The sequence below is a fragment of the candidate division KSB1 bacterium genome, from assembly GCA_034505495.1.
Lineage (GTDB): Bacteria > Zhuqueibacterota > Zhuqueibacteria > Residuimicrobiales > Krinioviventaceae > Fontimicrobium_A.
This window is the reverse complement of the sequence record JAPDQV010000012.1, coordinates 69,650-93,245: the sequence shown is the minus strand read 5'-3', so window position 1 is coordinate 93,245 and position 23,596 is coordinate 69,650. Positions and strand designations below refer to the sequence as shown.

Here is a 23,596-nt window from a genome sequence, read left to right as displayed (position 1 = left end):
ATTTGTAAAGCCGCGGGATACAAAACAGGGCTGTACACCTCGCCCCACCTGACGGACGTGCGCGAGCGCATTCGGTTGAACGGCCGCATGATCGAAAAACGGCGGTTCGCTCAGATTCTCGCGCGCATTCGGCCGGTTGTGGAGCAATACGGCGCCACCTATTTTGAGACGCTCACTGCGGCGGCACTTGTCTATTTTGCCGAGGAAAAGGCCGAGATCGTCTGTTTGGAAGTGGGATTGGGCGGTCGGCTCGATGCAACCAACGTTGTCAGGCCGCTGGTCAGTGTCATCACTTCGATCTCGCTCGATCACACCGAGCATCTCGGCAGTACCCCTGCGCAAATTGCCGTGGAAAAGGCCGGCATCATCAAAGCCGGCGTACCGTGCGTGATCGGCAGTCTCCCGCAGGAAGCCGTGCAGGTTGTACACAACACGTGTCGAGAGCGCGGCGCCCCGTTTATCGTCGCGGATCAGCTCATTCGTTCGCAGATCCTCGACATGCAGCCGCAGCGCATGACGGTACGCCTCGAGAGCCAAAAACTTTCAGGGATCGTGACCAGTCGATTGGTCGGCCGCAGACAGGAGGACAATTTGCGGATCGCGGCGGCGGTCTGCGGACTTTTAAGGCAGGAACCATTCCTTCAGAAGCAATTATCGGCTGAAGCGTTTCGGCGCGGCGTCGCCTCCTGCAGATGGCCGGGACGTTTTGAGATTTTGCGTCGACATCCTTTGATACTGGTTGACGTTGCTCATAACCTCGAGGCGATGCAGGCGCTGAAAGAGCTGCTGGCAAATTTTTTTTCGGGTCGAAGAATCGTTTTGGTGATCGGCCTGCTTGCAGACAAGGACGCGGCTTCGATCAGCCGCTGTCTAGCCGACGCGGTGCAGATGGTGATAACCGTGACGCCGAACTCGGAGCGCGCTCTGCCTGCCGAGCGGTTGGCAGAGCATTTTGCCGGTTTGTCAAAAGATATTTTTGCAGCGCCGAATCTCAAAGCCGGCCTCGAGCGGGCGCTCGACGAGTCTGATCGGAACACGGTGATTTGCATTACCGGCTCGCATTATGTCGTCGGTGAAGCGCGCCGGCGAATAAAAAGCTTGACAACATAAAAGAATTCTTGTAATTTAAGAATGAAATTACTCCCGTGCCGTAAAACACATATCATCACTCCGAATTTTCTCCATTTGCTGCGTGACCATAGAAAAGACAAGGCAGTTATATACGGAGAGCATCCCATCCACCTGTAACCTCTGGGTACTTTGTGGCGACGGTAGAGTTAAGGCGAGTCAGTAAGGTTTATGACGGACAGGTTGTCGCCGTAAAGGAAGCCGATTTGTTCGTCGATGATCGCGAGTTTATTGTTTTGGTCGGCCCGTCGGGGTGCGGCAAGTCCACGTTGTTGCGGATGATTGCGGGGTTGGAAGAAATAACCTCGGGCGAGCTGCTTATCGACGGCCAAGTGGTCAACTCGGTGCCGCCCAAAGATCGCGACATCGCGATGGTCTTTCAAAACTATGCCCTTTATCCGCACATGACGGTTTATGAGAACATGGCATTCGGTTTAACGCTTCGTCGGTTTCCCAAGGCGGAGATTGACCGTCGCGTGCGCGAGGCGGCAGAGATTTTGGGTATCGGCCATTTGCTTGATCGTCGGCCTAAAGCGCTCTCCGGCGGCCAGCGGCAGCGGGTGGCGGTGGGACGCGCCATTGTACGAAAGCCGAAGGTTTTCTTGTTCGACGAGCCGCTCTCAAACTTGGATGCCAAAATGCGTGTGCAGATGCGCGCCGAGATCTCGCGGCTGCATCATCGCCTGCAGACGACTATGATTTACGTCACGCATGACCAGGTTGAGGCGATGACGCTCGGCAACCGCATCGTGGTCATGCGCGACGGCGTTATTCAGCAAATCGATTCGCCGTTGGGACTCTATCGTAAGCCGAAAAATAAATTCGTCGCCGGTTTTATCGGCAGCCCGGCCATGAACTTTATCAGCGGAAAAATCGAGCGGCAGGAGGGTTTGGCTTTTGTTACGCCTTTTATGCGGCTTGAACTTAAAACGGAGGCTGCCGATCGGCTGCTTCCGTTCGTCGGCAAAACGATCGAGCTGGGCATCCGTCCCGAGCATTTGACATGCTTCCGGCAGGGAGAGAAGCCGCCTTCGCAACCCTCTTTCCCTGCCGTCGTCGATGTCGTGGAGCCTATGGGCAACGAAACGCTGGTTTATCTGCGCGCCGGAGACGATGTGATCATCGCCCGCACTCACCCGCAAGATGATTTTCATGCAGGCGATTCCTGCACGGTGGTTCCTGATTTGCAACAAGCCCATTTTTTTAATCCGGTGGATGAGTTGGCCTTATAGCCGAGAATTGTGGGAGAAATTATCATAACGCATATCCTTCCAAGAAATAAGACCTTGCCGAATTTTTAAAGAATTGTAGAGAAGAACAATCCGAATTTAGCTATTTATTGTTACGAGGGTTCCAATGGACATTGCAGAACTGAAGACTAAAAAGATCGCCGAGCTGACCAAGTTGGCGCAAGAACTGGGCGTTACCGGCGTAACGGGGATGAAAAAGAGTGAGTTGATCTTCAAGATCATCGAAAAGCAGACCGAAAAAGAGGGTCTTATCTTTGCCGAAGGCGTTCTGGAGGTGCTGCCGGACGGCTATGGATTCCTGCGTTCGCCCGACTATAACTATCTGCCGGGACCGGATGATATTTATGTTTCGCCGTCGCAGATCAAGCGGTTCGGCATGCGCACCGGCGACACGATTTCGGGGCAAATCCGCCCGCCGAAAGAGAACGAGCGCTTTTTTGCTCTGCTGAAGGTCGAGGCGATCAATTTCGAACACCCGGATGAGGCCAAGAACAAGATTCTCTTTGACAACCTGACGCCGCTCTATCCCAGCGAACGCATCAACCTCGAGACCGATCCTAAAAACTACTCCATGCGCATCATGAATCTGCTGACGCCGATCGGCAAAGGGCAGCGCGGTTTGATCGTGGCGCAGCCGAAAACCGGTAAGACCATTCTCCTGCAGCAGATCGCCAACAGCATCACGCAGAACCACCCGGAGATCATCCTGATCGTGCTGTTGATCGACGAACGGCCGGAAGAGGTGACCGACATGGCGCGTTCCGTCAAAGCGGAGGTGATCAGCTCGACGTTTGATGAGCCCGCGGAACGGCATGTTCAGGTGGCCGACATGGTGCTCGAAAAAGCCAAGCGATTGGTGGAGTACGGAAAGGACGTCTGTATTTTGCTGGACTCGATTACGAGACTGGCGCGCGCCCACAACGCCGTGGTGCCGCATTCCGGCAAGATTTTGTCCGGCGGCGTCGATGCCAATGCGCTGCACCGTCCGAAGCGTTTCTTCGGCGCGGCGCGCAACGTCGAAGAGGGCGGCAGCCTGACCATCATCGCCACAGCCCTGATCGACACCGGCAGCCGTATGGACGAGGTCATCTTTGAAGAGTTCAAGGGTACGGGCAACATGGAATTGGTGCTCGATCGTCGACTCTCCGACCGCCGCATCTTTCCGGCCATCGACGTCAACCGTTCCGGCACGCGCAAAGAAGAACTGCTGATGGATGCGAAGGAGCTCAATCGCGTGTGGATCTTGCGCAAACTGCTCTCCGAACTGTCGACGGTAGAGGCAATGGAATTTTTGCTCAGCAAAATGCAGGGCACGCGCTCCAATAAGGCGTTCCTCGAGTCGATGAGCGTTTAAAGTGCTTGCATATTTCGCTGATAAAGATTAAATTTATCAGCAGTTAATACTCAACGACGCAAGAGAGGAGAACACGGTTGAAAAAGGGCATTCATCCTGAATACAAATTGGGGACTGTTCGCTGCGCCTGCGGCAATACGTTTCAGACTCGTTCGACGGTCGGCGATATCACGGTAGAAATCTGTTCGCAATGCCACCCGTATTTCACCGGCAAACAGAAGCTCATCGATACGGCCGGGCGGGTCGACAAGTTTATGAAAAAGTATGCCAATTACGGCGCTGCGAAAAAGTAATTCTCTTTGACCCAAATCGATCGGAACGGAATGGAAGCTCGGCGTCGAGAGCCATTCCGTTTTTTGTTTCAGCCGCCGCAAGGGAGATTGAGCGCAACTGTTTTTGCGTGAAACGGTTCCCGCCTCCGGCGGCCGAAAAATGTATGGGGGAATTTGCCTTAGCAAACGACAGGTTGTGGTGTGCTGGAAAAGTTAGAGAAAATCGAAAAACGCTACCAGGAAATCGGCGAGCGGCTGAGTGACCCGCAGACGCTGCAGAATGTGGCGCTTTATCGCGATTTGACGAAGGAAGAGGCGGAGCTTAAACCGATCATCGACGGCATTGCCCGTCTCAAAAAAGTTTTGGCCGACATCGACAGCGCTAGAGAAGTGCTGCGCGAGTCCCACGATCCGGAGCTGAAGGATCTGGCCGAAGCCGAGCTGCACGACCTGAAGGAGCAGCAGGAAAAGATCGAAGAAGAGCTCAAGATGCTGCTCGTCCCCAAAGATCCGCGCGACAGCCGCAACGCCATTGTCGAGATTCGCGCCGGTACCGGCGGTGAAGAAGCGGGTCTTTTTGCCGGCGAGCTTTTTCGCATGTATCAGCATTACGCCGAAAAGCGCGGCTGGAAAATCGACGTCATGTCCTCCAACCCGCAGGGCATCGGCGGCTTTCGCGAGATCATTTTTAGCGTGAGCGGCAATAATGTTTACGGGGATTTGAAATACGAAGCCGGCGTCCATCGCGTTCAGCGCGTGCCGATCACCGAAGCGAGCGGTCGAATTCATACCTCCGCCGTGTCGGTGGCGGTGTTGCCGGAGGCGGAAGAGATCGACATCGACATCGATCCAAACGATCTGCGTATCGATGTGTTTCGGTCATCCGGGCCCGGCGGACAGAGCGTCAACACGACCGATTCGGCGGTACGCATCACCCATCTGCCGACCGGCTTGGTGGTGACTTGTCAAGATGAGAAATCTCAGCACAAGAACCGCGCCAAAGCAATGAAGGTCCTGCGGGCGCGATTGTACGAAAAGGCGCTGGAGGAGGAGCAGGCCAAGATTGCCGCTGAGCGCCGATCGATGGTCAGCACCGGCGATCGCAGCGCCAAGATACGCACTTATAATTTTCCCCAGAGCCGTGTAACGGACCATCGCATCGGCTTAACGGTGTATCAATTGGAAGAGGTGCTCGAAGGCGAACTCGATGAATTTATCGAGCAACTCAAATTGGCGGATCGCACGGAAAGATTAGAGGCCATGGATTAGCGGTGTCGGACGGGCAGAAAAAACTGTTGACCGTCAAAGAAGTACTCGACAGGACGGCCGACTATTTCAAAGAAAAAAAGATCGAAAACTCGCGTTTCAACGCCGAGCTGTTGTTGGCGCACGTGCTGAATATGCGGCGAATCGATCTTTATTTGAACTTTGATCGGCCGTTGATCGAAGCAGAGATCGCCGAACTCAGAAAGCTGATCGTGCGCCGCCTCAAACGTGAACCGCTGCAGTACATTCTCGGCCAAACCGAATTCTATTCGTTGCCCATTCACCTGACCCCTGCCGTTCTCATCCCGAGGCCCGAAACCGAGATCTTGGTACAAAAGGTCATCGAACATTGTCGCGCGCTGAGTACCGAAGAGATACAAATTCTCGACGTCGGCACCGGTTCCGGCTGCATTGCCGTGGCGCTGGCCAAGAATGTGACGAACGCCGTTGTGACCGCCGTAGATGTTTCAGCAGATGCTCTAGAGGTTGCCCGCGGTAATGCGGTGCTGAACGAAGTCGAGGTCCGCTTTTTTGAACTCGACGCGCTCAAGCCGTGGCCGCCCGAGTTTTTGGGCGTTTTCGACGTCGTCGTCAGCAATCCGCCTTATGTAAGCTATTCCGAATATCAGCATCTGCAGCCGGAGGTGCGCGATTACGAGCCCAAAATCAGCCTATTGGGCGGCAACGACGGTCTGGAATTCTACCGCCGGTTTGCGCTGCATTGCGCCTCGCTGCTCAAACCGCAGGGCGCGGCGTTCTTTGAGATAGGCGATCGGCAGGCGGTCAGCGTGCGGAATATTTTTGCCGAGGCAGGCTTTGAAAACCTGCAAATCTTTGACGATTTGGCAGGGAGAAATCGAGTCATCACCATGCAATGGAATAGGAGCAGTTTATGAACGAATCGATTTTTCGTGCGAACGATATTCGCGGCATCGTCGAGCGGGATTTTACCGATGACGTTGTGTTCGATCTCGGCCGCGGTTTCGGCAGCTATATGCGCCGCAGAGAGCATCGAACGCTGGTCGTCGGCCACGACCTAAGGCCTTCCTCGCCCCATCTGGCGGATAAATTCATCGAAGGCCTGCTCTCAACCGGAATGGAGGTGATCTTTGTCGGCCAAGTGACCACGCCGGCGCTTTATTTCGCCATTCTGCATTATCAAACCGACGGCGGCGTGATGATCACCGGCAGCCATAACCCCAAGCCCTACAACGGCTTCAAGCTTTGCGAAGGCATCGATGCCGTCTACGGCGAGGAAATTCAAAAAATCAAGCGAATGATTCTAAAATCCGATTACGAAACCGGCAAGGGAAGACGAGAGGAACGCGACATTCTGCCGGATTATATCGCCATGCTCAAAACCAAATTCAGCTTTAAACGGCCGCTCAAGATCGTTGTGGATGCCGGAAATGCTACGGCCGGCCCGATCGCCCCGGCGCTTTGGCGTTACTATGGTCACGAGGTCATCGAGCTTTACTGCGAACCGGACGGCAATTTCCCTCATCACCTGCCCGATCCCTGCGTACCGAAATACATGGAGGATCTGGCGGCAAAAGTCGTGGCCGAAGGAGCAGACATCGGTATCGGTTACGACGGCGATGCCGACCGCGTCGGCGCCGTTGATGATAAAGGCCGCTATGTTTTTGCCGATCGGCTGTTGGCGCTTTTTGCGCGCGACGTGCTGAAGCGAAAGCCGGGGTCCGTAATCATCTACGATGTCAAGTGCTCTCTGGCGCTGCAGGAGGCCATCCTCGAGGCCGGAGGCAAACCGCTGATGTGGAAGACCGGCCACTCGATGCAGAAAGCGAAAATGAAAGAGACCGGCGCGCCGTTTGCCGGCGAGTTATCGGGACACATATTTTTTAAGGACGACTATTACGGCTTTGACGACGGCATCTATTCTTCCGGACGGCTGCTGCAGATCGTCTCGGAAAACGGTAAATTCTCGGATTTGATCGACACGGTGCCCGTCTATCCGGCTACTGAGGAAATTCGGCTCGATTGCGCGGACGACGTCAAGTTCGATGTGGTCGCCGGGCTGGTACGGGACTTTCGCAAAAACTATCCGGTTATCGACGTCGACGGCGCGCGGGTGGATTTCGGCGACGGCTGGGGCTTGGTGCGGGCGTCCAATACCGAACCGAACCTGGTCGTGCGCTTGGAGGCCAAAACGCCCGAACGTCTGAAGGAAATCATCGAGATCTTTAAGGATCACTTTGATCGTTGGCCGCAGATCCGCTATTCGCGAAATCAATTTTGACCTAAACGCTCCCCTGAGGGGAGAAGACAAGAAGAAAAATCTATGAACGACATGACGCAAAGGGTTCTCGACCTCTTGTCGATGGAACCCTTTCGTGCTTTAAAAGCAAAAGAAATACAACGCAGACTTGAGGTGCCGCAGCATCAGTATGCGGCGCTTCGCAAGGCTCTGCGCAGTCTGGTGCAGGAAGGACGTCTCTATAAAATCGGCCGCAACCGCTACGCGGCGGCGCGCAAGGCCAACGAAGTGGTCGGCGAGCTGCGCGTCAATTCGCAGGGCTACGGTTTCGTTACCGCCGATGGTAAAGACATCTTTATCAGCAGCAAGAACATGGGCAAAGCGCTGCACAAGGACCGCGTGCGCGTGCGCCTGTTTGCCCAAACCTCCGGCAAAAATGTCGAAGGCCAGGTGGTGGAAGTGCTGGAGCGGGCGCGCAACACCGTCGTCGGTGTTTTCCGCTGGGGACGGCGGTTCGGCTACGTGGTGCCGGATGATCTCAAGCTGCAGAAGGACATCATCATCTCGCCGGGCGACGACGCGGGTGCGCAGGAAGGCCAAAAAGTGGTGTGCGAAATCGACAGCTGGGATCACCACGGACTCAGCCCTTACGGCCGGGTGATAGAGATTCTCGGCTATCCGGAGGAGCCGGGGGTGGACATTCTGTCGGTCATCCATGCGCACGAACTGCCGCTGCGCTTTCCGCCCGATGCCCTTCGTCAGGCCGATGCTCTGCCGGACGGCTTGCCGGAGGAAGAGCTGCGTCGTCGTCTCGATCTGCGCGACCGAGTCGTTTTCACCATCGATCCTGATGATGCCAAGGATTTTGACGACGCTGTTTCACTGGAACCGCTGCCGGACGGCAATTGGCTGTTGGGCGTGCATATCGCCGATGTCAGCTATTACGTCGCCGAAGGCTCGCCGTTGGATCGCGCGGCTGCCGAACGCGGCACTTCGGTCTATCTGGTCGACCGCGTGATTCCCATGCTGCCGGAACGACTCTCGAACGGCCTATGCAGTTTGGCGGAAGGGGTCGACCGACCGACGTTTTCCGTGCTCATGACCCTTTCCGGCGACGGCAGCCTGTTGCATTACGAACTGAAAGAATCGGTGATCCGCAGCAAGAAGCGATTTACCTATCACGAAGCCCAACAGGTGCTCAACGGTGAACTGCCGCATCCCTTTGCAGAAACGCTGCAGAACATGGCGGCATTGGCCGAAAACCTCGTTGCTCTACGCACAAGACGCGGCAGCATCGATTTCGACACGCTGGAAGTGCAGGTCATTCTCAATGCCGACGGCGAACCCGTCGAAATTCGGCCGCGCGAGCGGCTGTTCACCAATCGTTTGATCGAAGAATTTATGCTGCTGGCCAACGAAACGGTTGCCAAACACGTCGGTGTTGTGCTCAAAAAGGCGCACAACAAGGAACTGCCTTTCGTCTATCGGGTTCATGAAAAGCCCGATGAGCAAAGCGTTCGGCAGCTGGTCCGGTTGGCGCGGGCTTTCGGCATCTCCGCCAAAGAGCCGCAAAAGATGCATCCGCGCTATTTTGCGCATCTGGCGCGCGAATTTCAGCGCCATCCGGCTGCTTATGTGCTGCAGACCGCTTTGCTGCGCACGATGATGAAGGCGCAGTACAGTCCCGACAACATCGGTCACTTTGGCCTGGCTTATCGTTACTATACGCACTTTACCTCGCCGATTCGTCGTTATCCTGATCTTCTTGTGCATCGCCTGTTGAAGAGATATCTTGCCGGTCAATTCGACTTTTCAGAGACGGCAACGAGTCGGCTGGAAAGGCTGTGCCGCAAGGCGACCGACTGCGAAATCCGCGCTCAAGAGGCCGAGCGGGACAGCATCAAGCTCAAGCAGCTGCAATATCTGGAAAAACACATGGGCGAAGAGTTTGACGGCATCATCGTCCGCATGGTCAATTTCGGCTTTTTTGTAGAGCTGCCGCAGCTGCTCATCGAGGGGCTGGTGCATGTGACCTCGCTGGGAGACGACTATTACATTATGGACGAAGAGGGCCGCAGACTGGAAGGGCAGTACACCGGTCGTGTTTTTACCTTGGGTGATGCGGTAAGAGTGCGTTTGGCGCGCGTAGACCGTAATGAAAAGCTGGTCGACTTTTTTTTGTGTGAAGACGATACGAAACGAAACCCCCGTAAAAAGAATCGGAGGTGATGCTTGCCTTTCTTTGCCGAAATTACGGAGGTATGGGAAATCGCCGAGCACACGATCGCTTGGAAGATCGACAAGCCGGAAGGATTCGTTTTTCGCGCGGGTCAACATGTAAGCATCAAGCTGCTGCAGCCGAAATTTAGCGATCCGAAAGGTCCCCGACGTACGTTTACCATCGCCTCGAGCCCGGTTGAACAAAACCTGCTGTTCATCACCCGCAACACGGGCAGCGGTTTTAAGCGTTCCTTGCTGCAGGGACCGCAGCCTGTGGAGATCTGGGGACCGATGGGCGAGATGGTGCATGACGGCAATTTTCCGGCGGTTTTTGTTGCCGGCGGCGTGGGAGTCAGCCCGTTCCGCAGCATGATTTTTGACGGTGTTTCGCGCCTGAACATCCAGCCGATGGTGCTTCTTCACAGCGACCGTACCGCAGCGGCGGCAGTTTTTGTCGATGCTTTTCGCCGTATCCAAGCTGATTTCCCGCAGCTTTTCAAATATGAGCTTTTCCTCACCCAAGATATGCCGCAGCGGCGTATAAACGGAGCTTCCCTTCGCGGCGCTCTTGACTCCCTTCCGAAAGCGGTTGTCTATCTCTGTGGATCCGAGATGTTTGTCGAGGGCATGCGAAAAACTTTGACGGGGATTGGCCTGCCCGAAGAGCGTCTGCGGGCCGAGCTGTTTCGAGGCTACAAGCCGAGGGACAAAGGAAAAGAGGGGGAGTAAAAGCCGCCCGTAAGCTGTTAACCTGCAAGGCACGCGGCAAATTAAAAAAGCATTATGCTGGGAGATTAGAACATGAGAAAGGGGCTGTACATCATTGTTTTGGGGCTGATGGTGTTGTTTATCAGCACCGCATTTCGCAGCGCCGGACGAAAAGCCTATGTCGAAGGCGAGCTGTTGGTCAAGTTTAACGATCGGGTTACGGCGCAGACGGCGGCAAGACTTTTGGCGGCAAACGGCGGCGAGGTCGTCGACTATTTTCGCCAAATCGACGTCTATCATGTGCGGTTGGGCGGCAAAAGCAGCGTCGAGGAAACCCTACAGGCCCTGCGGGCGCAGCGTGAGGTAGAGTTTGCCGAACCGAACTACCTCTATCATATCGATGTTGTACCGAACGATCCCCATTTTTCAAGGCTCTGGGGCATGGAGAACACCGGTCAAACCGGCGGTTTGGCCGATGCGGACATTGACGCCTCTGTCGCATGGGAAGTAAGCACCGGCAGCCGAGAGGTAGTCGTAGGGGTTATCGACACCGGCATCGATTACACGCATCCCGATTTAGCGGACAACATTTATACGAATCCGGGTGAAGATCCCTGGGCGAATCCTTTTGACCCCTCTACCGGCAACGGCATCGATGATGACGGGAACGGCAAGGTCGATGATTGGAAGGGGTGGAATTTTTACGCCAAGACCAACGATCCGTTCGACGACAACATGCACGGCACCCATTGTGCGGGGACCATCGGCGCAATCGGCAACAACGGCATAGGTGTGGCCGGCGTCTGCTGGCAGGTCAGGCTGATGCCGCTCAAGTTTTTGGACAGCCGCGGCAGCGGCGCGACCTCCGATGCGGTCAGCGCCATTCTTTATGCGGCGGACATGGGCGTCAAAATTCTCAACAACAGCTGGGGCGGGGGTTCACAGTCGACCTCAATGGAGAACGCCATTCGTTATGCGGCAAACAAAGGTGTGCTCTTTGTCGCCGCGGCCGGCAACGAGGGCAACGACAACGATCTGATTCCCAATTATCCTTCAAGCTATGATTTGCCCAACATCCTGGCTGTGGCTGCGACAGACCATAGCGATAACCTGGCTGTCTGGGGCGACGGCGGCGGCGGGAACGACGATGACTGCGGTTTGATATGTGCAACGGTCAACGCCGGCGTTCCCGGTTCCAATTGGGGTTACAAATCCGTGCACTTGGCGGCGCCGGGCAAGAACATTCTCAGCACCGTGCCCGGCGAAAGTTACTCGTCGCTTTCCGGCACTTCCATGGCTGCTCCGCACGTTGCGGGAGCTGCCGCTCTTTTATTGGCAATCAATCCCTCGCTGAGCGTTCAGGAACTTCGCTCTACTCTGACAAGCACGGTCGATCCCTTGGAATCCTTGGCGAATAAAGTAGCCTCCGGCGGACGGTTGAACCTTGCCGCTGCCGTTGCTGCAGCTGCGCCCAAACTCTGAGCGGCGAATCAAACCTTGAAAGAATCCCAGGTCTTTCTTACCTTTCAAGCCAAGGATTTTTTCGAGGGATATGGATTTGCAGAAACGCGTCGTACGAGTCGGCATAGATATCGGTTCGCTTTACCTCAAGGTTGTCGCGCAAACAGAAGATTCGCATTTTATTGGTGAATCAGCCGGTGACATTTTCGGACATAGGGGTAATTTCTATTTTTTCAAACCCGTGCCTGTAAAAGGCAGGCCGCTTGCGGTTGCGGCTTTCGTCATTGAAAAACTGTATTCTGCCGCCGATGGCGCGGAGCTGATCGTTCAGTTTACCGGCTCCCAGGCCCAGCGGGTCGCGAGACTGCTGGATTGTCCGTGGGTCAATGAATTCAAAGCATTGGCGCGCGGCTGCGTGGGAGCAGTGCCGGAGACGCGCACCATTCTCGAGATCGGCGGCGACGGCTCGCGTTTTCTGCAGGTAGAATGGAACGCCGAAAAGGAAGAACTGAGCATCCTCGATTACAGCCGTAACGGCGAATGTGCCGCCGGAACCGGCTCGTTCATCGATCAGCAGGCAGCGCGCATGAATTACCGCGTCGAAGAGATCGGCCGGTTGGTCATCGAGGCGGACGGCTGTGCCAATATCGCCGGCCGATGCTCGGTATTTGCCAAAAGCGACATGGTGCATGCGCAGCAGCGCGGCTATGCTCCGGGCGCCATTTTCAAGGGGCTGTGCGAAGCGGTCGTGCGCAACTTTAAAGGGACGGTGGTGCGAGGCAGAACGCTGACGCCGCTGGTAGTGATGGCCGGCGGAGTGGCCCTGAACGAGGGCGTCGTTCAGGCGGTCAAGTCGATTTTCGCCTTTCAAGAGAATGATTTTCGCGTCGTCGATTTTCCGCAGCACGTCTCGGCGTTGGGATGCGCGCTTTTGCCCGGTGGAGCGCAGCTAAAAAGAGAAGCGCTTTTGCGGCTTACCCATATGGACGAGGCGTTGATGTCCGTGGATTCAGCGGCGCGGCCGCCGCTGAATACGGAACGGGTTCGTCGACGTCTCCCGCGACGCTCCGATGGCGAAAGTTTGCCGCAACGTGCCTTTCTCGGCATTGACGTGGGCTCGGTCAGCACCAATCTCGCTCTGCTCGATGAAGAAGGCCGCGTCATCGACGAGGTGTACACCCGTACCGAAGGCAAGCCGATCCAGGTGGTGCAGCGCGAATTGGCCGAGTGGGGAAAAAAGTACGGCGGCATCGAGATATTGGGGGTCGGCACAACCGGTTCCGGCAGGGAATTGATCGGAGAATTGGTCGGCGCCGACGCCGTGCATGACGAAATTACGGCCCACAAGACCGCCGCCTGCACACTGGCGGAACAGGAGGGCGAAGAGCCGGTCGATACGATTTTCGAAATCGGCGGGCAGGACTCTAAATTTATCTCTCTCGAAGACGGCGTGGTGGTGGATTTCGCCATGAATGAAGCATGCGCTGCCGGTACCGGCTCGTTCCTCGAGGAACAGGCCGCGAAACTGGGGATTTCGATTCAGCGCGATTTTGCCCGGCTGGCGCTGGAATCCGCCAATCCCATCCGCCTCGGCGAGCGCTGCACGGTGTTCATGGAAAAAGATGTCGGCGTCTTTATGCAGCAGGGACGCGACCTGCGCGACATCTGCGCCGGTCTGGCGTATGCAGTCGTCTATAACTATCTCAACCGAGTAGTACGCGATCGTAAAATCGGCAATCGCATCTATTTCCAGGGCGGCACGGCTTATAATCTCGCCGTTGCCGCGGCTTTTTCGATGGTGCTCGATCGCGAAATCACTGTCCCGCCGCATAACGGCGTGCTCGGCGCCGTCGGCGCCGCTCTCCTGGCGCGCGAAAAATTCTTGCGCAAACCCTACACCACCCGATTTCGCGGCTTTGACCTTTCGCGCGTGAATTTCAAAAAACGGCAGTTCTTCTGTAAAGCCTGTTCCAATCAATGCGACATCCAGGAAATCATTATCGAAGGCGAGCACACCTATTGGGGCGACAAATGCACCGACCGCTATCGTAAGCCGCGTAAAATTGCGCGTAAACCGGTCGTACCCGATCTGTTTGCACTTTATCGCCAATGGTTGGATGAAGAGCTGCCGGCCCCGGACGGCCTTGGCGTGCGCATCGGCATGCCGCGCGCCATGTACTATTGGGACCGCTTTCCGTTTTGGCGCGCCTATTTCGGCAGCCTGGGAGCGGAAATCGTTTTATCCGAGCCGACTTCAGTCCGCACTGCCGCCGAAGGCCGCGAAATGTGCGTCGCCGAACCCTGTTTTCCGGTGGTTCTCGGCCACGGCCATTTTATCGATCTGCTGAAACGGGAGGTCGATTTTATCTTTTTGCCGCAACTCATCAATTCGGAAACTGAATTTCCCCAAACTCAGTCCTGGGTGTGCCCCTGGGGACAAACGCTGCCGTTGATGATCGGCAATAATACAACCGTTTTGGACCAACGCGAAAAACTGCTGATGCCGATTCTCCATTTTCGCGACGGCATAGAGTTCATCAAGCGGGAGCTGCACGACACCGCCCGCCGCCTCGGCGTCTCGAAGAAAAGCAGCGATCGCGCCGTCGAGAATGCCTATCGCACGCTGGCGCAGTTCCGCCGGCGCGTGCAGGAAGCCGGCCGCGACGCCTTGGCTCGACTCGAAGCGGCGGGGCAGCAGGCCGTGCTTATCGTCGGCAGACCCTACAACGTCTACGATCCGGGCGCCAATCTGCACGTACCCCAAAAGCTGCGGGAATGGTACGGGATGAACGTGCTGCCCATGGACTTTTTGCCGCTTGCGGGCATTCCGGTCAGCGATTTTCACGAAAACATGTTTTGGAACTATGGCCGCCGCATCCTGCAGGCGTGCCGTTTCGCCGGTCGGACTAATTTTCTGCAGGTCATTTATTTTTCGAACTTTAAGTGCGGGCCCGACTCTTATATCAAACACTTTGTCCGCGATGCCCTGGGCAGACCGCTTTTATTTCTGCAGTTCGACGACCACAGCAACGATGCCGGAATCCTCACCCGATGCGAAGCGTTTTTACAAAGCAACGGTCTGCTCGAAGATCAGGTTATGGCTCCTGTCTCTGCAAACATTGAGGAAAAATGATGAAAAAGATACGTATAGCTGTATTTTGGGTGGTACTAATGCCCTTATGCGGTATGACTCAAGCACCTTTAGTCGGCATTACCACGGATTTCGCAACGGATGACGACAGCCTCGGAAGCGCAGTCGTGGAAATGTCCTATGTCGAGGCGGTCTATGAAGCCGGCGGCATACCGGTACTGGTGCCGCCCTTGAATGCGGACCGCCCAATCGACGGTTATCTCGACCGCCTGGACGGCCTGGTGCTGATCGGCGGCGACGATGTTTGGCCCAGCGCCTACGGCGAAAAGCCGCATTCCACGGTCGATTCGCTGCCTGCGCAGCGTTTTCTGCACGAGCGGCGCCTGATCCAGGCTTGGCTCGAGCGCACAAAGAAGCCGATTCTGGGTATTTGCCTTGGGTGTCAATTTACCAACGTCGTCTGCGGCGGATCATTGATTCAAGACATCCCCTCACAGATCGGCACCGGAGTAAAGCACTGGGGCGGTATTTATCATACAGTCCGCATCACGCCGGGTTCACGCCTGCAAAAAATTTTGGGGCAGGAGCAGGTAAACGTCCTTTCCAACCACCATCAGGCGGTTCGGCGAATCGGGACCAATCTCAAACCGGTCGCGAGTGCCGAAGACGGCATCATCGAAGCGCTCGAATGGACAGGGGATCGCTTCGGCCTCTTTGTGCAATGGCACCCTGAGCGCATGCCGATCGAGCATCGTAAAAAGCTGTTCGGCGCATTTATCGAGGCCTGCAAAAAAAATTAACCGCTTGGGAATTGTTAAAGAATGCCGGTTTCTCTGCGTCAAAGAAAACTCTATATCCCGCGCATGAGTTACGAAGGCGCCGCCTGTATGGCGGCGGCGTTCCGCTCGGTCGGTGTAGAGGCCGAACCGCTGCCCGAGGAGAACGCCCGCACTTATGAGCTGGCGCGACGTTATCTCAGCGGCGACGAGTGTCTGCCGGAAGCGGTCACCTTGGGCGGCTTTCTGCAGGTGAGCGAACGGCCGGATTACGATCCGGAGCGCACCGCATTTCTGCTTCCTACTTCCAACGGCCCGTGCCGATACGGCCACTATCTGCCGTTGGCGAAAAAAGTATTCCATCAGTTTCGCCGCGAGCCGGTTCTTTTTTTCGCGCCGACCAGCGCCGACGGTTACGGCGGCATCGGCGAGGGAGCGCTGGAGTTCGTGCGTACCGCCTGGCGGGCGCTGGTGGCGGCCGATATTCTCCGCAAGCTGTACCTAAAAACGCGGCCTTTTGAGATCAAACCCGGCAATACCGATCACGTCTATCATCAATCTCTCGACCTCCTCGTTCATGTGCTGGAGCAGCCGAACCTTAAGCCGAAAGAAAAAATGAAACGACTGTTGGCGGCGCTGGAAGAGGTCCGCGATCGTTTCCGCCGTATACCCATCGACGCTGCCCGAGAAAGGGTGCTCATCGGCATCGTCGGCGAAATTTTTTGCCGTCATAATGCCTTTTCCAACAACGACCTCTTTCGGCTCATCGAAAAATACGGCGGTGTGGTGTGGGTATCCGACATTGCCGAATGGGTCATGTACACCAACAACGAGGAAGAGATTCGACTGAAACGGTACGGCAAAACTTGGTCTTTTCAAATGTTCGGCTGCAAACTGCGGCAGGCGGTCATGCGTGCCGACGAGCATCGGCTGACCGCCTTGTTTATCGAAGATTTTCGCGGCATGGAGGAACCCCGGCATGTGACGGAGATTCTCGAGCGGGCGCGTCCCTATCTGCCGCGCGAAGGCGCCAACGGCGAGATGGTCCTCAGCATGGGCAAAACGATCTGGTACCACGAAAAAGGCGCAGCCGGAGTCATTGACATCAGCCCCTTTACCTGCATGAACGGCATTGTGACCGAGTCGGTCTATCCGCGCCTAAGCCGCGAATTCGGCGGATTTCCGGTGCGCGTCTTTTACTTTGACGGCCGACCTTCGGATGTGGAAACTGACCTCGAGATTTTTATGGAGTTGGCGCGAAACTATAGCCGGAAGCGGGGAATAGGAATGTGAGCGGCTTCAATTCTCTCGATATGTATTGAACCGCTTCGGCGCATTCGATCAACACTTCAGCCGGCAGAGCCTGTATGCAAAAGCTCCTGCCGGCTTTTTTTCGAGACGCTCGGCTCAGATCAGCGGCGTCTGCCCGGGGACGGCGATTTCTTTGTGCAGTTGCAGTCCTTCCGGCGTCGGGCGCGGACTCAGATCGAGCTGTGAAGCGTTCAGAACCCAGTCCCACTTGATTTCCCGACCGGTGTACGCGCTCATGCGGCCCATAACGGCGGTCAACGTCGCCTCGGCGACCTGTCTGCCCTCGTTGACCGCTTTGCCCTTGCGAATGCTGTCGATCATCTCCGTGAATTGCAGAACAGCCGGATCCTGGGGCGTCCCCTCATATTTCCAGCTCTTTTTGCCTTTGATCCACGCGTTGCCGAAATCGAGATAAGCAGCCCCTTTGGTCCCCTGCACGCGATGATCGAGACGATAGGTAAAACGATCGATTTGCGCGCCCAAGTATTCCACACGCACGTCGCCGCGGTAGAGGTACTCGACGCTAAAGTGATCATAGACGTTGCCGAATTCCGGCTCCACGCGCGCCTGACGACCGCCCATGCCGAGACAGGAAATCGGATGTGCACCGAGGATCCAGTTCATGATGTCAAGGTTATGCACATGCATTTCGACGATAAAGTCTCCGGACGTCCAGGTCCAGAAAAACCAGCGCCGGATATGGTGATCCATCTCCGACCATTCCGGTCGACGAACGATGGTTTCCGGACGCCAATGGCGGGCGGCATCGCTCAGGCGCGCGACCTGCCCGGCGACGATTTTGCCGACGGCGCCGTCGTGCAGCCTGCGGATTGCCTGACGCATGGGCTCGAAACGCCGCATCTGTGTACCGGCCACCACAGTCAATCCTTTCCGTTTCGCCAAATCAGCGGTTTCCAGGATCGAGCGCACCCCGACCGGATCGACCGCTACGGGTTTTTCCAAAAAGACGTGTTTGCCGGCCTCTACTGCGGCGCGGAAATGCAGCGGTCGACAGTACGGCGGCGTGGTGAGAATGACCATGTCGACGTCGGCTGCAATAACCTGCCGATAGGCCTCCGGTCCGGCGAACATCGTTTCCGGCGTAACCCGATAGATTTCTTCTATCGGCAGGCCGCGCTTGCGCAGATTTTCTTGAATCAGCTGCGGCGCAGCCTCCAGATGATCTTGAAAAAGATCGCCGATGGCGACGAGCTGCACGCCGGGAGCCGATTGCGCGCAGTCGATGATGCCGGCGCTGGTGCCGCGGCTGCCGCAGCCGATCAGTCCGACGCGGATGATGTCGGAACCGGCGGCATAAAAACCTTTTCCCGCAGCCAATAAGGCACCGGCCGCTGCTGCGCCGGTTTTAAGAAAAGCCCGACGGTCCATACCGGCTCGCTCCTTTACCATGGATTTTCACCTCCCTTTAGTCTTCAGGGTTGTATACAATATCCTTCAGAATAAAACGACCGTAAGCAAAATCCCCTTCGGGATAGGCATAGATCATTTCCGCCTTGCCGGGCAGACGCAGCCCGTTCAATTCGACATACTCGCTGATCGGCGTGGACCAACGCAGGCGGCGGAAGGTTTTGCCTGAAAGCGCATACCGATCCTCGGATACAAAGTTGAGCAGACGGCCATCCTCGTCGAACATCAAGACTGCACTGACGGTCATGCCGTTTATGCTCAGGTAAACCTTGGCTGTTCGATCGTCGATCTCCTCCCAATGAAAGCGCGGATCGATCAAGGTTGCCGGTGCCATAAGACAGAGATCGTTGAGCAGCGTCACCGTTTCCGAAACATCCATCTCTTTTCCAGCGGCATCGATTATCGGGATAAGAGAAAAGAGTTTGATACGCATAGTCGCCGATCCGTTCCGAAAGGTATGGTAGCCCTGCACCGGCAGCCCTTTCATGACGGCTTTGATAAAAAACAGACGCGACGGTTCATCGGTAAAAAAGTTGTATTGTTCTGATCGAATCTCGAACCAATCGCCCTTTTCCTGCCGCAGTTGTCCTCCAAAGACCGCTTTGAAATGCGTCACTTTTTCCCGTCCAAAAACACCGACATAGTTTAGATACCTGCGGACCGGTTGCGGCAAATGAACAACGTCTGTTTCGCTGAGCTGTTCAGATTTCGCGTGAGTGTTCCTCAATGCATTTTTCACATCGCGACGGTAAGAAGCTTCATAATTCCAGCCTGCCCATGCGACAAGTGCGACCAGGAAAATGACCAGATTGGCCGACGTACCGAACTTGGCTTCCTGCCAGGCGCCGAAGATGAGGGCTTGGGAAAGAACAGCTGCTGCCGCGGCGACCGCCCACAAGGCCTGTACTTTCAATAGGAAAAGAACGGCGGCAAGAGAAAAAAGCGTTTCGGCTGCCGCCCACAAAAGGCCCTGCTGCCGCGATATAGTCAGCGGCAGCTCCTTGAGCGCCGCAAGATCGAATGCTTTGAGAAAACCCAGCAGATGGATCTGTCCGTGCAGCAGAAGCAAAAGAAAAAAGAGGATGCGGGTCATAAAGAACTCCTGTTCAGATAGAGGTCAGCGCAGGGGTTGGACGCCTTCGCGAGTGGGGATCACTTTGCGGATAGAGCCGTCGTCGTTGTAAAACAAAGAATCGACGCAGACCGAGCGCCGCCATTGAATGTACTTGAATTCCTCCGAATCAGCCGGAATGCGGCTGATCGCCAAATCGGAGGTGTGGTAAAAAAGATACCATTGCCCTTTATACTCGACGATCGAGTGATGATTCGTGCCGCTGTTGACCTCGTCGAGGATTTCGCCCATAAACCGATAAGGCCCCAGCGGGTGGTCGCTTACCGCATAGAGAATTTTGCCGAGTCCGGAGTAGGACATGTAATAGGTGTTGCGGTACTTGTGCACCCACACGGCCTCGAAAAAGTGATCGGTGCCTTCGATCTGCTTGACTTTGCCGCTGTAGGAAATCATGTCTTCGTTCAGCACCACCGCATTGACGACGTTTTGTCCCATGAACAGATAGGCTGTGCCGTCGTCGTCGATAAAGACGCAGGGGTCGATAAAGTCGCGGTTGCATACAACACCCGGCGAGTCGATGCTGATGAGGGGTTTGCCGAGCGGGTCTTTGAACGGTCCCCAGGGCTTGTCGCCGACCGCCACACCGATGTGCTTTTGATCGGTCGGAAAATAAAAGTAATACATGCCGTTGCGAAAGGCACAGTCCGGCGCCCAGGCATACTGCTTGGCCCATTGAAGATCGCTGAGTGAAAGGCAAATTCCGTGATCGACGAAATGAGACAAATCGGTGGTGCTGAAGACGTGCCAGTCGACCATGTCCCACCATTTGGCTTCATCTCGGTCGTGACTCGGATAGATGAATAGGGTGTCGTTAAAGACCCGCGCCGAAGGATCAGCCGTGTAGAGGTGAGTAATGATGGGATTTTTCGCCCAAGCGCAGGAGAAAAAGAACAGCAGCAGGATCGTTCGCATCATATCTTGAGCTCCAAATCGTTCAGTCCTAACCGAGTTTAAAATAGCAAATTTCGCCTGCATTGGCAAAGATTTCCCGTTTTTTTCAAACTTGCAATTTTGCGGTTTCAGGTTTTTCATAAAAAAATTGAATCGAAACAGAGAATCGTTTATATTGCTTTGCGTTCTCATGGCGGCAGACCAACCACTTGAAAAACAATTGGGCGCTCGAAGGCGCGGAGGAGGAAAAGTGAAAAGACATCTTTTGCCGGCTTTATTGTTGGTCCCGATAATTACGGTACTGTTTATGCACGGCTGCGGCGGCGAAAAAGGAAAAGTTTATCGTTTTTCCTACAGCATCTTTTTCCCGCCGACGCACATTCAATGTCAGACGGCTCAAGCTTGGGCGGACGAGCTCAAGGCACGTTCGCAGGGGCGCATCGAAATAACGCTTTACCCGGGTGGGACGCTCACCTCGGCTCCGCAATGCTATGAGGGAGTGGTCAACGGCATTTCCGATATCGGCATGAGCTGCTTCGCCTATACCCGAGGCCGCTTTCCGCTGCTCGAAGGTCTGGATCTGCCGGTCGGTTACCCCGACGGATTGACCGCTACGCGCATCGCCGACAAGTTGGCCAAAAAATACAATCCTGCTGAAATTCAGGACGTCAAGCTGCTCTACGTGCATGCGCACGGCCCCGGTATTTTGGCCTCAAAAAAACCGGCACGCCGCTTGGAAGACCTCAAAGGGCTGAAAGTACGCGCCACCGGCTTGTCCAGTAAGATTGTCGAAAGCCTCGGCGCCGCACCCGTGGGCATGAGTCAGCCGGAGACCTACGAGGCGCTGCAGAAAGGCGTCGTCGAGGCCACGCTCTGTCCGATTGAAACCCTCAAGGGTTGGAAGCAGGGCGAGGTGATCAACTATGTGACCGACACCAAAGCGGTGGGCTATACCACGGCGATGTTTGTTGTCATGAACAAGGAAAAGTGGAACAGTCTGCCGAAAGACCTGCAGCAGCTGTTCGAGCAGGTGAGCGCCGAATGGGTGGACAAACACGGCGCGGCTTGGGATCAGGCGGATGAGGAAGGACTTGCTTTTGTCCAGAGTTTGGGCAAAGAGGTCATCCAATTGGATGATGCCGAGACTGCCCGCTGGCAGGCGGCGGTTCAGCCGATTCTGGATGCCTATGCGGCCGCTGCCGAGGCCAAGAAGCTGCCCGGAAAAGCTTTTTTGGACGACATTCGCACGTTGCTGAGCGGCGGAGAAGTTCAATGAGTTTTCTATCCGCTTTTGCCGAAATCTACGCAAAACCTGTTCGGCGCCTTGTCGCGGCGGCGGCAAGTCTTGCCAACCTGAGCATCCTTGCCGTCATGCTGCTCACCTGCGCTGATGTGCTGCTGAGAATAGTTTCTCGCCCGATTGTCGGCGCATACGATCTGGTGCGGCTGCTCGGTGCTGCGGCCATGGGATTGGCGTTTCCTTACGTCACCGCCGTTAAAGGCCACGTCGCCATCGAATACTTTTACCAAAAGCTGAACGCTTTCGGCCGCAGCCTCGTCGCTCGAGTTTTGCATGCGGTCAGCATTGCGTTTTTTATTTTGCTCAGCAGAGAGCTGGTGCGCGCGGGCCTTCGACTCCAGGCCCGCGGCGAGGTCACGCCGACGCTTCAGTTGCCCTTTTTCTGGATCTATTGGATCTTGGCGGCAGGGTGTCTGGTGAGCGTGCTGGTGCTCTTTTACTACCTGCTGGAGCCGCGAAAGGATCTGATTCGACCATGACGCCCATTCAAATCGGCCTGCTGGGAATCGGCTTGATGTTCGTCCTGCTGATCGCCGGACTGCCGGTGGCATTTGCCATGGGATTGGCGGGGTTCATCGGTTTTTCTTGGATCGTGTCGCCGCAGGCGGCGCTCAGCCTGATCGCCAACGATTTTTTCGACACCTTCAGCTCCTACAGTCTTACGGTCATCCCCCTATTCGTCTTGATGGGGCAGGTGGCCATGCACGCCGGCATCAGTCGTAGATTGTTCAACGCCGCGCATCACTGGCTGGGGATGCTGCCGGGCGGCCTGGCCATGGCGACGGTCTGGGCCTGCGCGGCGTTCGGCGCCATCTGCGGCAGCGGACCGGCTACGGCGGCGACCATGGCCGCCGTGGCGCTGCCGGAAATGCGGCGCTATCATTACAGCCCCGAGTTGAGCACCGGCGTCGTCGCCTCGGCCGGCGGACTGGGCATGCTCATCCCGCCCAGTGTGGTCTTTATCTGCTACGCCGTGTTGACCGAACAATCGATCGGCAGGCTGTTCATTGCCGGTATCGTGCCTGGAATCTTGGTGAGCCTGCTGTTCTGCCTCACCATATGGCTGCAGTGTCGCCGCCGTCCCGAATTGGGCCCCAAAGCGCCGCAGACTTCTTTTCCGGACAAGATGAAAAGTCTGCTCGGCGTTTTCGAAACCCTGCTGCTGTTCGCTTTGGTGATGGGAGGCATGTTTGCCGGCTTGTTTACGCCGACCGAAGCAGCGGCCGTGGGGGCAGCCGGCTCCATCGGCATCGCCTTTTGGGGCCGAGAATTCAGCTGGAAAAAACTCAAGCAGAGCCTGTACGAAACGGCGCGTACGAGCTGCATGGTTTTTGTAATCGTCGCCGGTGCAGTCATGTTCGGCCACTTTTTGGCGGTCACGCGGATTCCTTACGAATTGGCGGCAGCCCTGGCGGCCATGCATCTGCCTTCCTGGGCTGTGATTGCTTTGATCATTCTATTTTATTTGGCAGCCGGCTGCTTTGTCGATGCCCTGGCGCTAATCATGCTGACCATCCCCATTTTTTATCCGGTCGTCAGCGGGCTGGGGTATGATCCGATCTGGTTCGGTGTGATTATTGTGATCGTGACGCAGATGGGCGTCATCAGTCCGCCGGTCGGCGTCAACGTCTATGTCGTCAGCGGCATCGCCCGCGATGTATCCCTGCAGACCGTGTTCAAGGGCAGCCTGCCGTTTCTGCTGGCCTTGATTGCCGCGGCAGTGATTTTGGTCGCGTTTCCCTCCTTGTCACTTTGGCTGCCGAATCTGGTGCATTAGCCGGATCATAAAG

19 protein-coding genes are annotated in these 23,596 nt (G+C 55.9%); 16 read left to right on the top strand and 3 right to left on the bottom strand.

What is annotated here, in order from left to right; translation table 11 throughout:
• The 13 genes from ONB24_07320 to ONB24_07260 all read left to right on the top strand — a co-directional run.
• Positions 1-1,110, top strand: a 1,110-nt coding sequence (locus ONB24_07320; protein MDZ7315916.1) for a bifunctional folylpolyglutamate synthase/dihydrofolate synthase, incomplete at its 5' end; no start/stop codon positions are given.
• Positions 1,111-1,262: 152 nt separating this feature from the next.
• Positions 1,263-2,360, top strand: a complete 1,098-nt coding sequence (gene ugpC / locus ONB24_07315) for a sn-glycerol-3-phosphate ABC transporter ATP-binding protein UgpC (protein ID MDZ7315915.1) — start codon at positions 1,263-1,265, stop codon at positions 2,358-2,360.
• A gap of 124 nt (positions 2,361-2,484) precedes the next feature.
• Positions 2,485-3,732, top strand: coding sequence for a transcription termination factor Rho (rho, locus tag ONB24_07310; protein ID MDZ7315914.1), 1,248 nt, complete (start codon positions 2,485-2,487; stop codon positions 3,730-3,732).
• A 77-nt stretch (positions 3,733-3,809) separates the two neighbouring features.
• Positions 3,810-4,025, top strand: a complete 216-nt coding sequence (rpmE, locus tag ONB24_07305; protein MDZ7315913.1) for a 50S ribosomal protein L31 — start codon at positions 3,810-3,812, stop codon at positions 4,023-4,025.
• 180 nt (positions 4,026-4,205) lie between these two features.
• A complete protein-coding gene (gene prfA, locus ONB24_07300; protein ID MDZ7315912.1) occupies positions 4,206-5,273 on the top strand; it encodes a peptide chain release factor 1 in 1,068 nt (355 codons plus the stop codon).
• A 2-nt stretch (positions 5,274-5,275) separates the two neighbouring features.
• A complete protein-coding gene (gene prmC, locus ONB24_07295) occupies positions 5,276-6,166 on the top strand; it encodes a peptide chain release factor N(5)-glutamine methyltransferase (GenBank protein ID MDZ7315911.1) in 891 nt (296 codons plus the stop codon).
• Entirely contained in the window at positions 6,163-7,530 is a 1,368-nt protein-coding gene (locus ONB24_07290; GenBank protein ID MDZ7315910.1) for a phosphomannomutase/phosphoglucomutase, read from the top strand. The genes prmC and ONB24_07290 overlap by 4 nt, the downstream gene beginning before the upstream one ends.
• A 42-nt stretch (positions 7,531-7,572) precedes the next feature.
• Positions 7,573-9,717, top strand: a complete 2,145-nt coding sequence (rnr, locus tag ONB24_07285; GenBank protein ID MDZ7315909.1) for a ribonuclease R — start codon at positions 7,573-7,575, stop codon at positions 9,715-9,717.
• A 3-nt stretch (positions 9,718-9,720) separates the two neighbouring features.
• A complete protein-coding gene (locus tag ONB24_07280; protein ID MDZ7315908.1) occupies positions 9,721-10,437 on the top strand; it encodes an FAD-dependent oxidoreductase in 717 nt (238 codons plus the stop codon).
• A gap of 72 nt (positions 10,438-10,509) precedes the next feature.
• Positions 10,510-11,898 carry a S8 family serine peptidase gene (locus ONB24_07275; GenBank protein ID MDZ7315907.1) on the top strand — a complete coding sequence of 463 codons (1,389 nt, stop codon included), beginning with the start codon at positions 10,510-10,512 and terminating at the stop codon, positions 11,896-11,898.
• Between the two features lie 70 nt (positions 11,899-11,968).
• Positions 11,969-15,010, top strand: a complete 3,042-nt coding sequence (locus tag ONB24_07270) for an acyl-CoA dehydratase activase (protein ID MDZ7315906.1) — start codon at positions 11,969-11,971, stop codon at positions 15,008-15,010.
• Between the two features lie 53 nt (positions 15,011-15,063).
• Positions 15,064-15,768: a gamma-glutamyl-gamma-aminobutyrate hydrolase family protein gene (locus ONB24_07265; GenBank protein MDZ7315905.1), complete on the top strand. Its 705-nt coding sequence runs from the start codon at positions 15,064-15,066 to the stop codon at positions 15,766-15,768.
• 21 nt (positions 15,769-15,789) lie between these two features.
• The gene (locus tag ONB24_07260) at positions 15,790-17,037 is read left to right on the top strand and encodes a hypothetical protein (protein ID MDZ7315904.1); all 1,248 of its coding nucleotides are present in this window, start codon (positions 15,790-15,792) and stop codon (positions 17,035-17,037) included.
• 114 nt (positions 17,038-17,151) lie between these two features.
• Here ONB24_07260 and ONB24_07255 read toward each other — a convergent pair whose 3' ends face one another.
• From ONB24_07255 to ONB24_07245, 3 genes are read right to left on the bottom strand one after another with little or no spacing between them, the layout of a single operon-like run.
• Positions 17,152-18,465, bottom strand: a complete 1,314-nt coding sequence (locus ONB24_07255) for a Gfo/Idh/MocA family oxidoreductase (protein MDZ7315903.1) — start codon at positions 18,463-18,465, stop codon at positions 17,152-17,154.
• Positions 18,466-18,481: 16 nt separating this feature from the next.
• A complete protein-coding gene (locus ONB24_07250) occupies positions 18,482-19,576 on the bottom strand; it encodes a hypothetical protein (protein ID MDZ7315902.1) in 1,095 nt (364 codons plus the stop codon).
• 24 nt (positions 19,577-19,600) lie between these two features.
• Positions 19,601-20,530, bottom strand: coding sequence for a family 43 glycosylhydrolase (locus tag ONB24_07245; GenBank protein ID MDZ7315901.1), 930 nt, complete (start codon positions 20,528-20,530; stop codon positions 19,601-19,603).
• Positions 20,531-20,756: 226 nt separating this feature from the next.
• Between ONB24_07245 and ONB24_07240 the strand changes: the two genes are divergently transcribed.
• Genes ONB24_07240 through ONB24_07230 form a run of 3 tightly spaced genes read left to right on the top strand, consistent with a single transcriptional unit; the run spans position 20,757 to position 23,583 of the window.
• A complete protein-coding gene (locus ONB24_07240) occupies positions 20,757-21,782 on the top strand; it encodes a TRAP transporter substrate-binding protein (protein MDZ7315900.1) in 1,026 nt (341 codons plus the stop codon).
• Positions 21,779-22,285, top strand: a complete 507-nt coding sequence (locus tag ONB24_07235) for a TRAP transporter small permease (protein ID MDZ7315899.1) — start codon at positions 21,779-21,781, stop codon at positions 22,283-22,285. Before ONB24_07240 ends, ONB24_07235 begins: the two co-directional genes overlap by 4 nt.
• On the top strand, positions 22,282-23,583 hold the full coding sequence (locus tag ONB24_07230; protein MDZ7315898.1) for a TRAP transporter large permease: 1,302 nt from the start codon (positions 22,282-22,284) through the stop codon (positions 23,581-23,583). The genes ONB24_07235 and ONB24_07230 overlap by 4 nt, the downstream gene beginning before the upstream one ends.
• The last annotated feature ends 13 nt before the right edge of the window (positions 23,584-23,596 follow it).

What these genes read in the sequence shown, in the direction of transcription:
- ONB24_07270 (MDZ7315906.1), top strand. Translation starts at nt 11,969, where the DNA reads ATGGATTTGCAGAAACGCGTCGTACGAGTCGGCATAGATATCGGTTCG.
- ONB24_07275 (MDZ7315907.1), top strand. Translation starts at nt 10,510, where the DNA reads ATGAGAAAGGGGCTGTACATCATTGTTTTGGGGCTGATGGTGTTGTTT.
- ONB24_07260 (MDZ7315904.1), top strand. Translation starts at nt 15,790, where the DNA reads ATGCCGGTTTCTCTGCGTCAAAGAAAACTCTATATCCCGCGCATGAGT.
- ONB24_07290 (MDZ7315910.1), top strand. Translation starts at nt 6,163, where the DNA reads ATGAACGAATCGATTTTTCGTGCGAACGATATTCGCGGCATCGTCGAG.
- ONB24_07265 (MDZ7315905.1), top strand. Translation starts at nt 15,064, where the DNA reads ATGACTCAAGCACCTTTAGTCGGCATTACCACGGATTTCGCAACGGAT.
- ONB24_07245 (MDZ7315901.1), bottom strand. Translation starts at nt 20,530, where the DNA reads ATGATGCGAACGATCCTGCTGCTGTTCTTTTTCTCCTGCGCTTGGGCG.
- rho (MDZ7315914.1), top strand. Translation starts at nt 2,485, where the DNA reads ATGGACATTGCAGAACTGAAGACTAAAAAGATCGCCGAGCTGACCAAG.
- ONB24_07235 (MDZ7315899.1), top strand. Translation starts at nt 21,779, where the DNA reads ATGAGTTTTCTATCCGCTTTTGCCGAAATCTACGCAAAACCTGTTCGG.
- ONB24_07250 (MDZ7315902.1), bottom strand. Translation starts at nt 19,576, where the DNA reads ATGACCCGCATCCTCTTTTTTCTTTTGCTTCTGCTGCACGGACAGATC.
- rnr (MDZ7315909.1), top strand. Translation starts at nt 7,573, where the DNA reads ATGAACGACATGACGCAAAGGGTTCTCGACCTCTTGTCGATGGAACCC.
- ONB24_07230 (MDZ7315898.1), top strand. Translation starts at nt 22,282, where the DNA reads ATGACGCCCATTCAAATCGGCCTGCTGGGAATCGGCTTGATGTTCGTC.
- ONB24_07255 (MDZ7315903.1), bottom strand. Translation starts at nt 18,465, where the DNA reads ATGGTAAAGGAGCGAGCCGGTATGGACCGTCGGGCTTTTCTTAAAACC.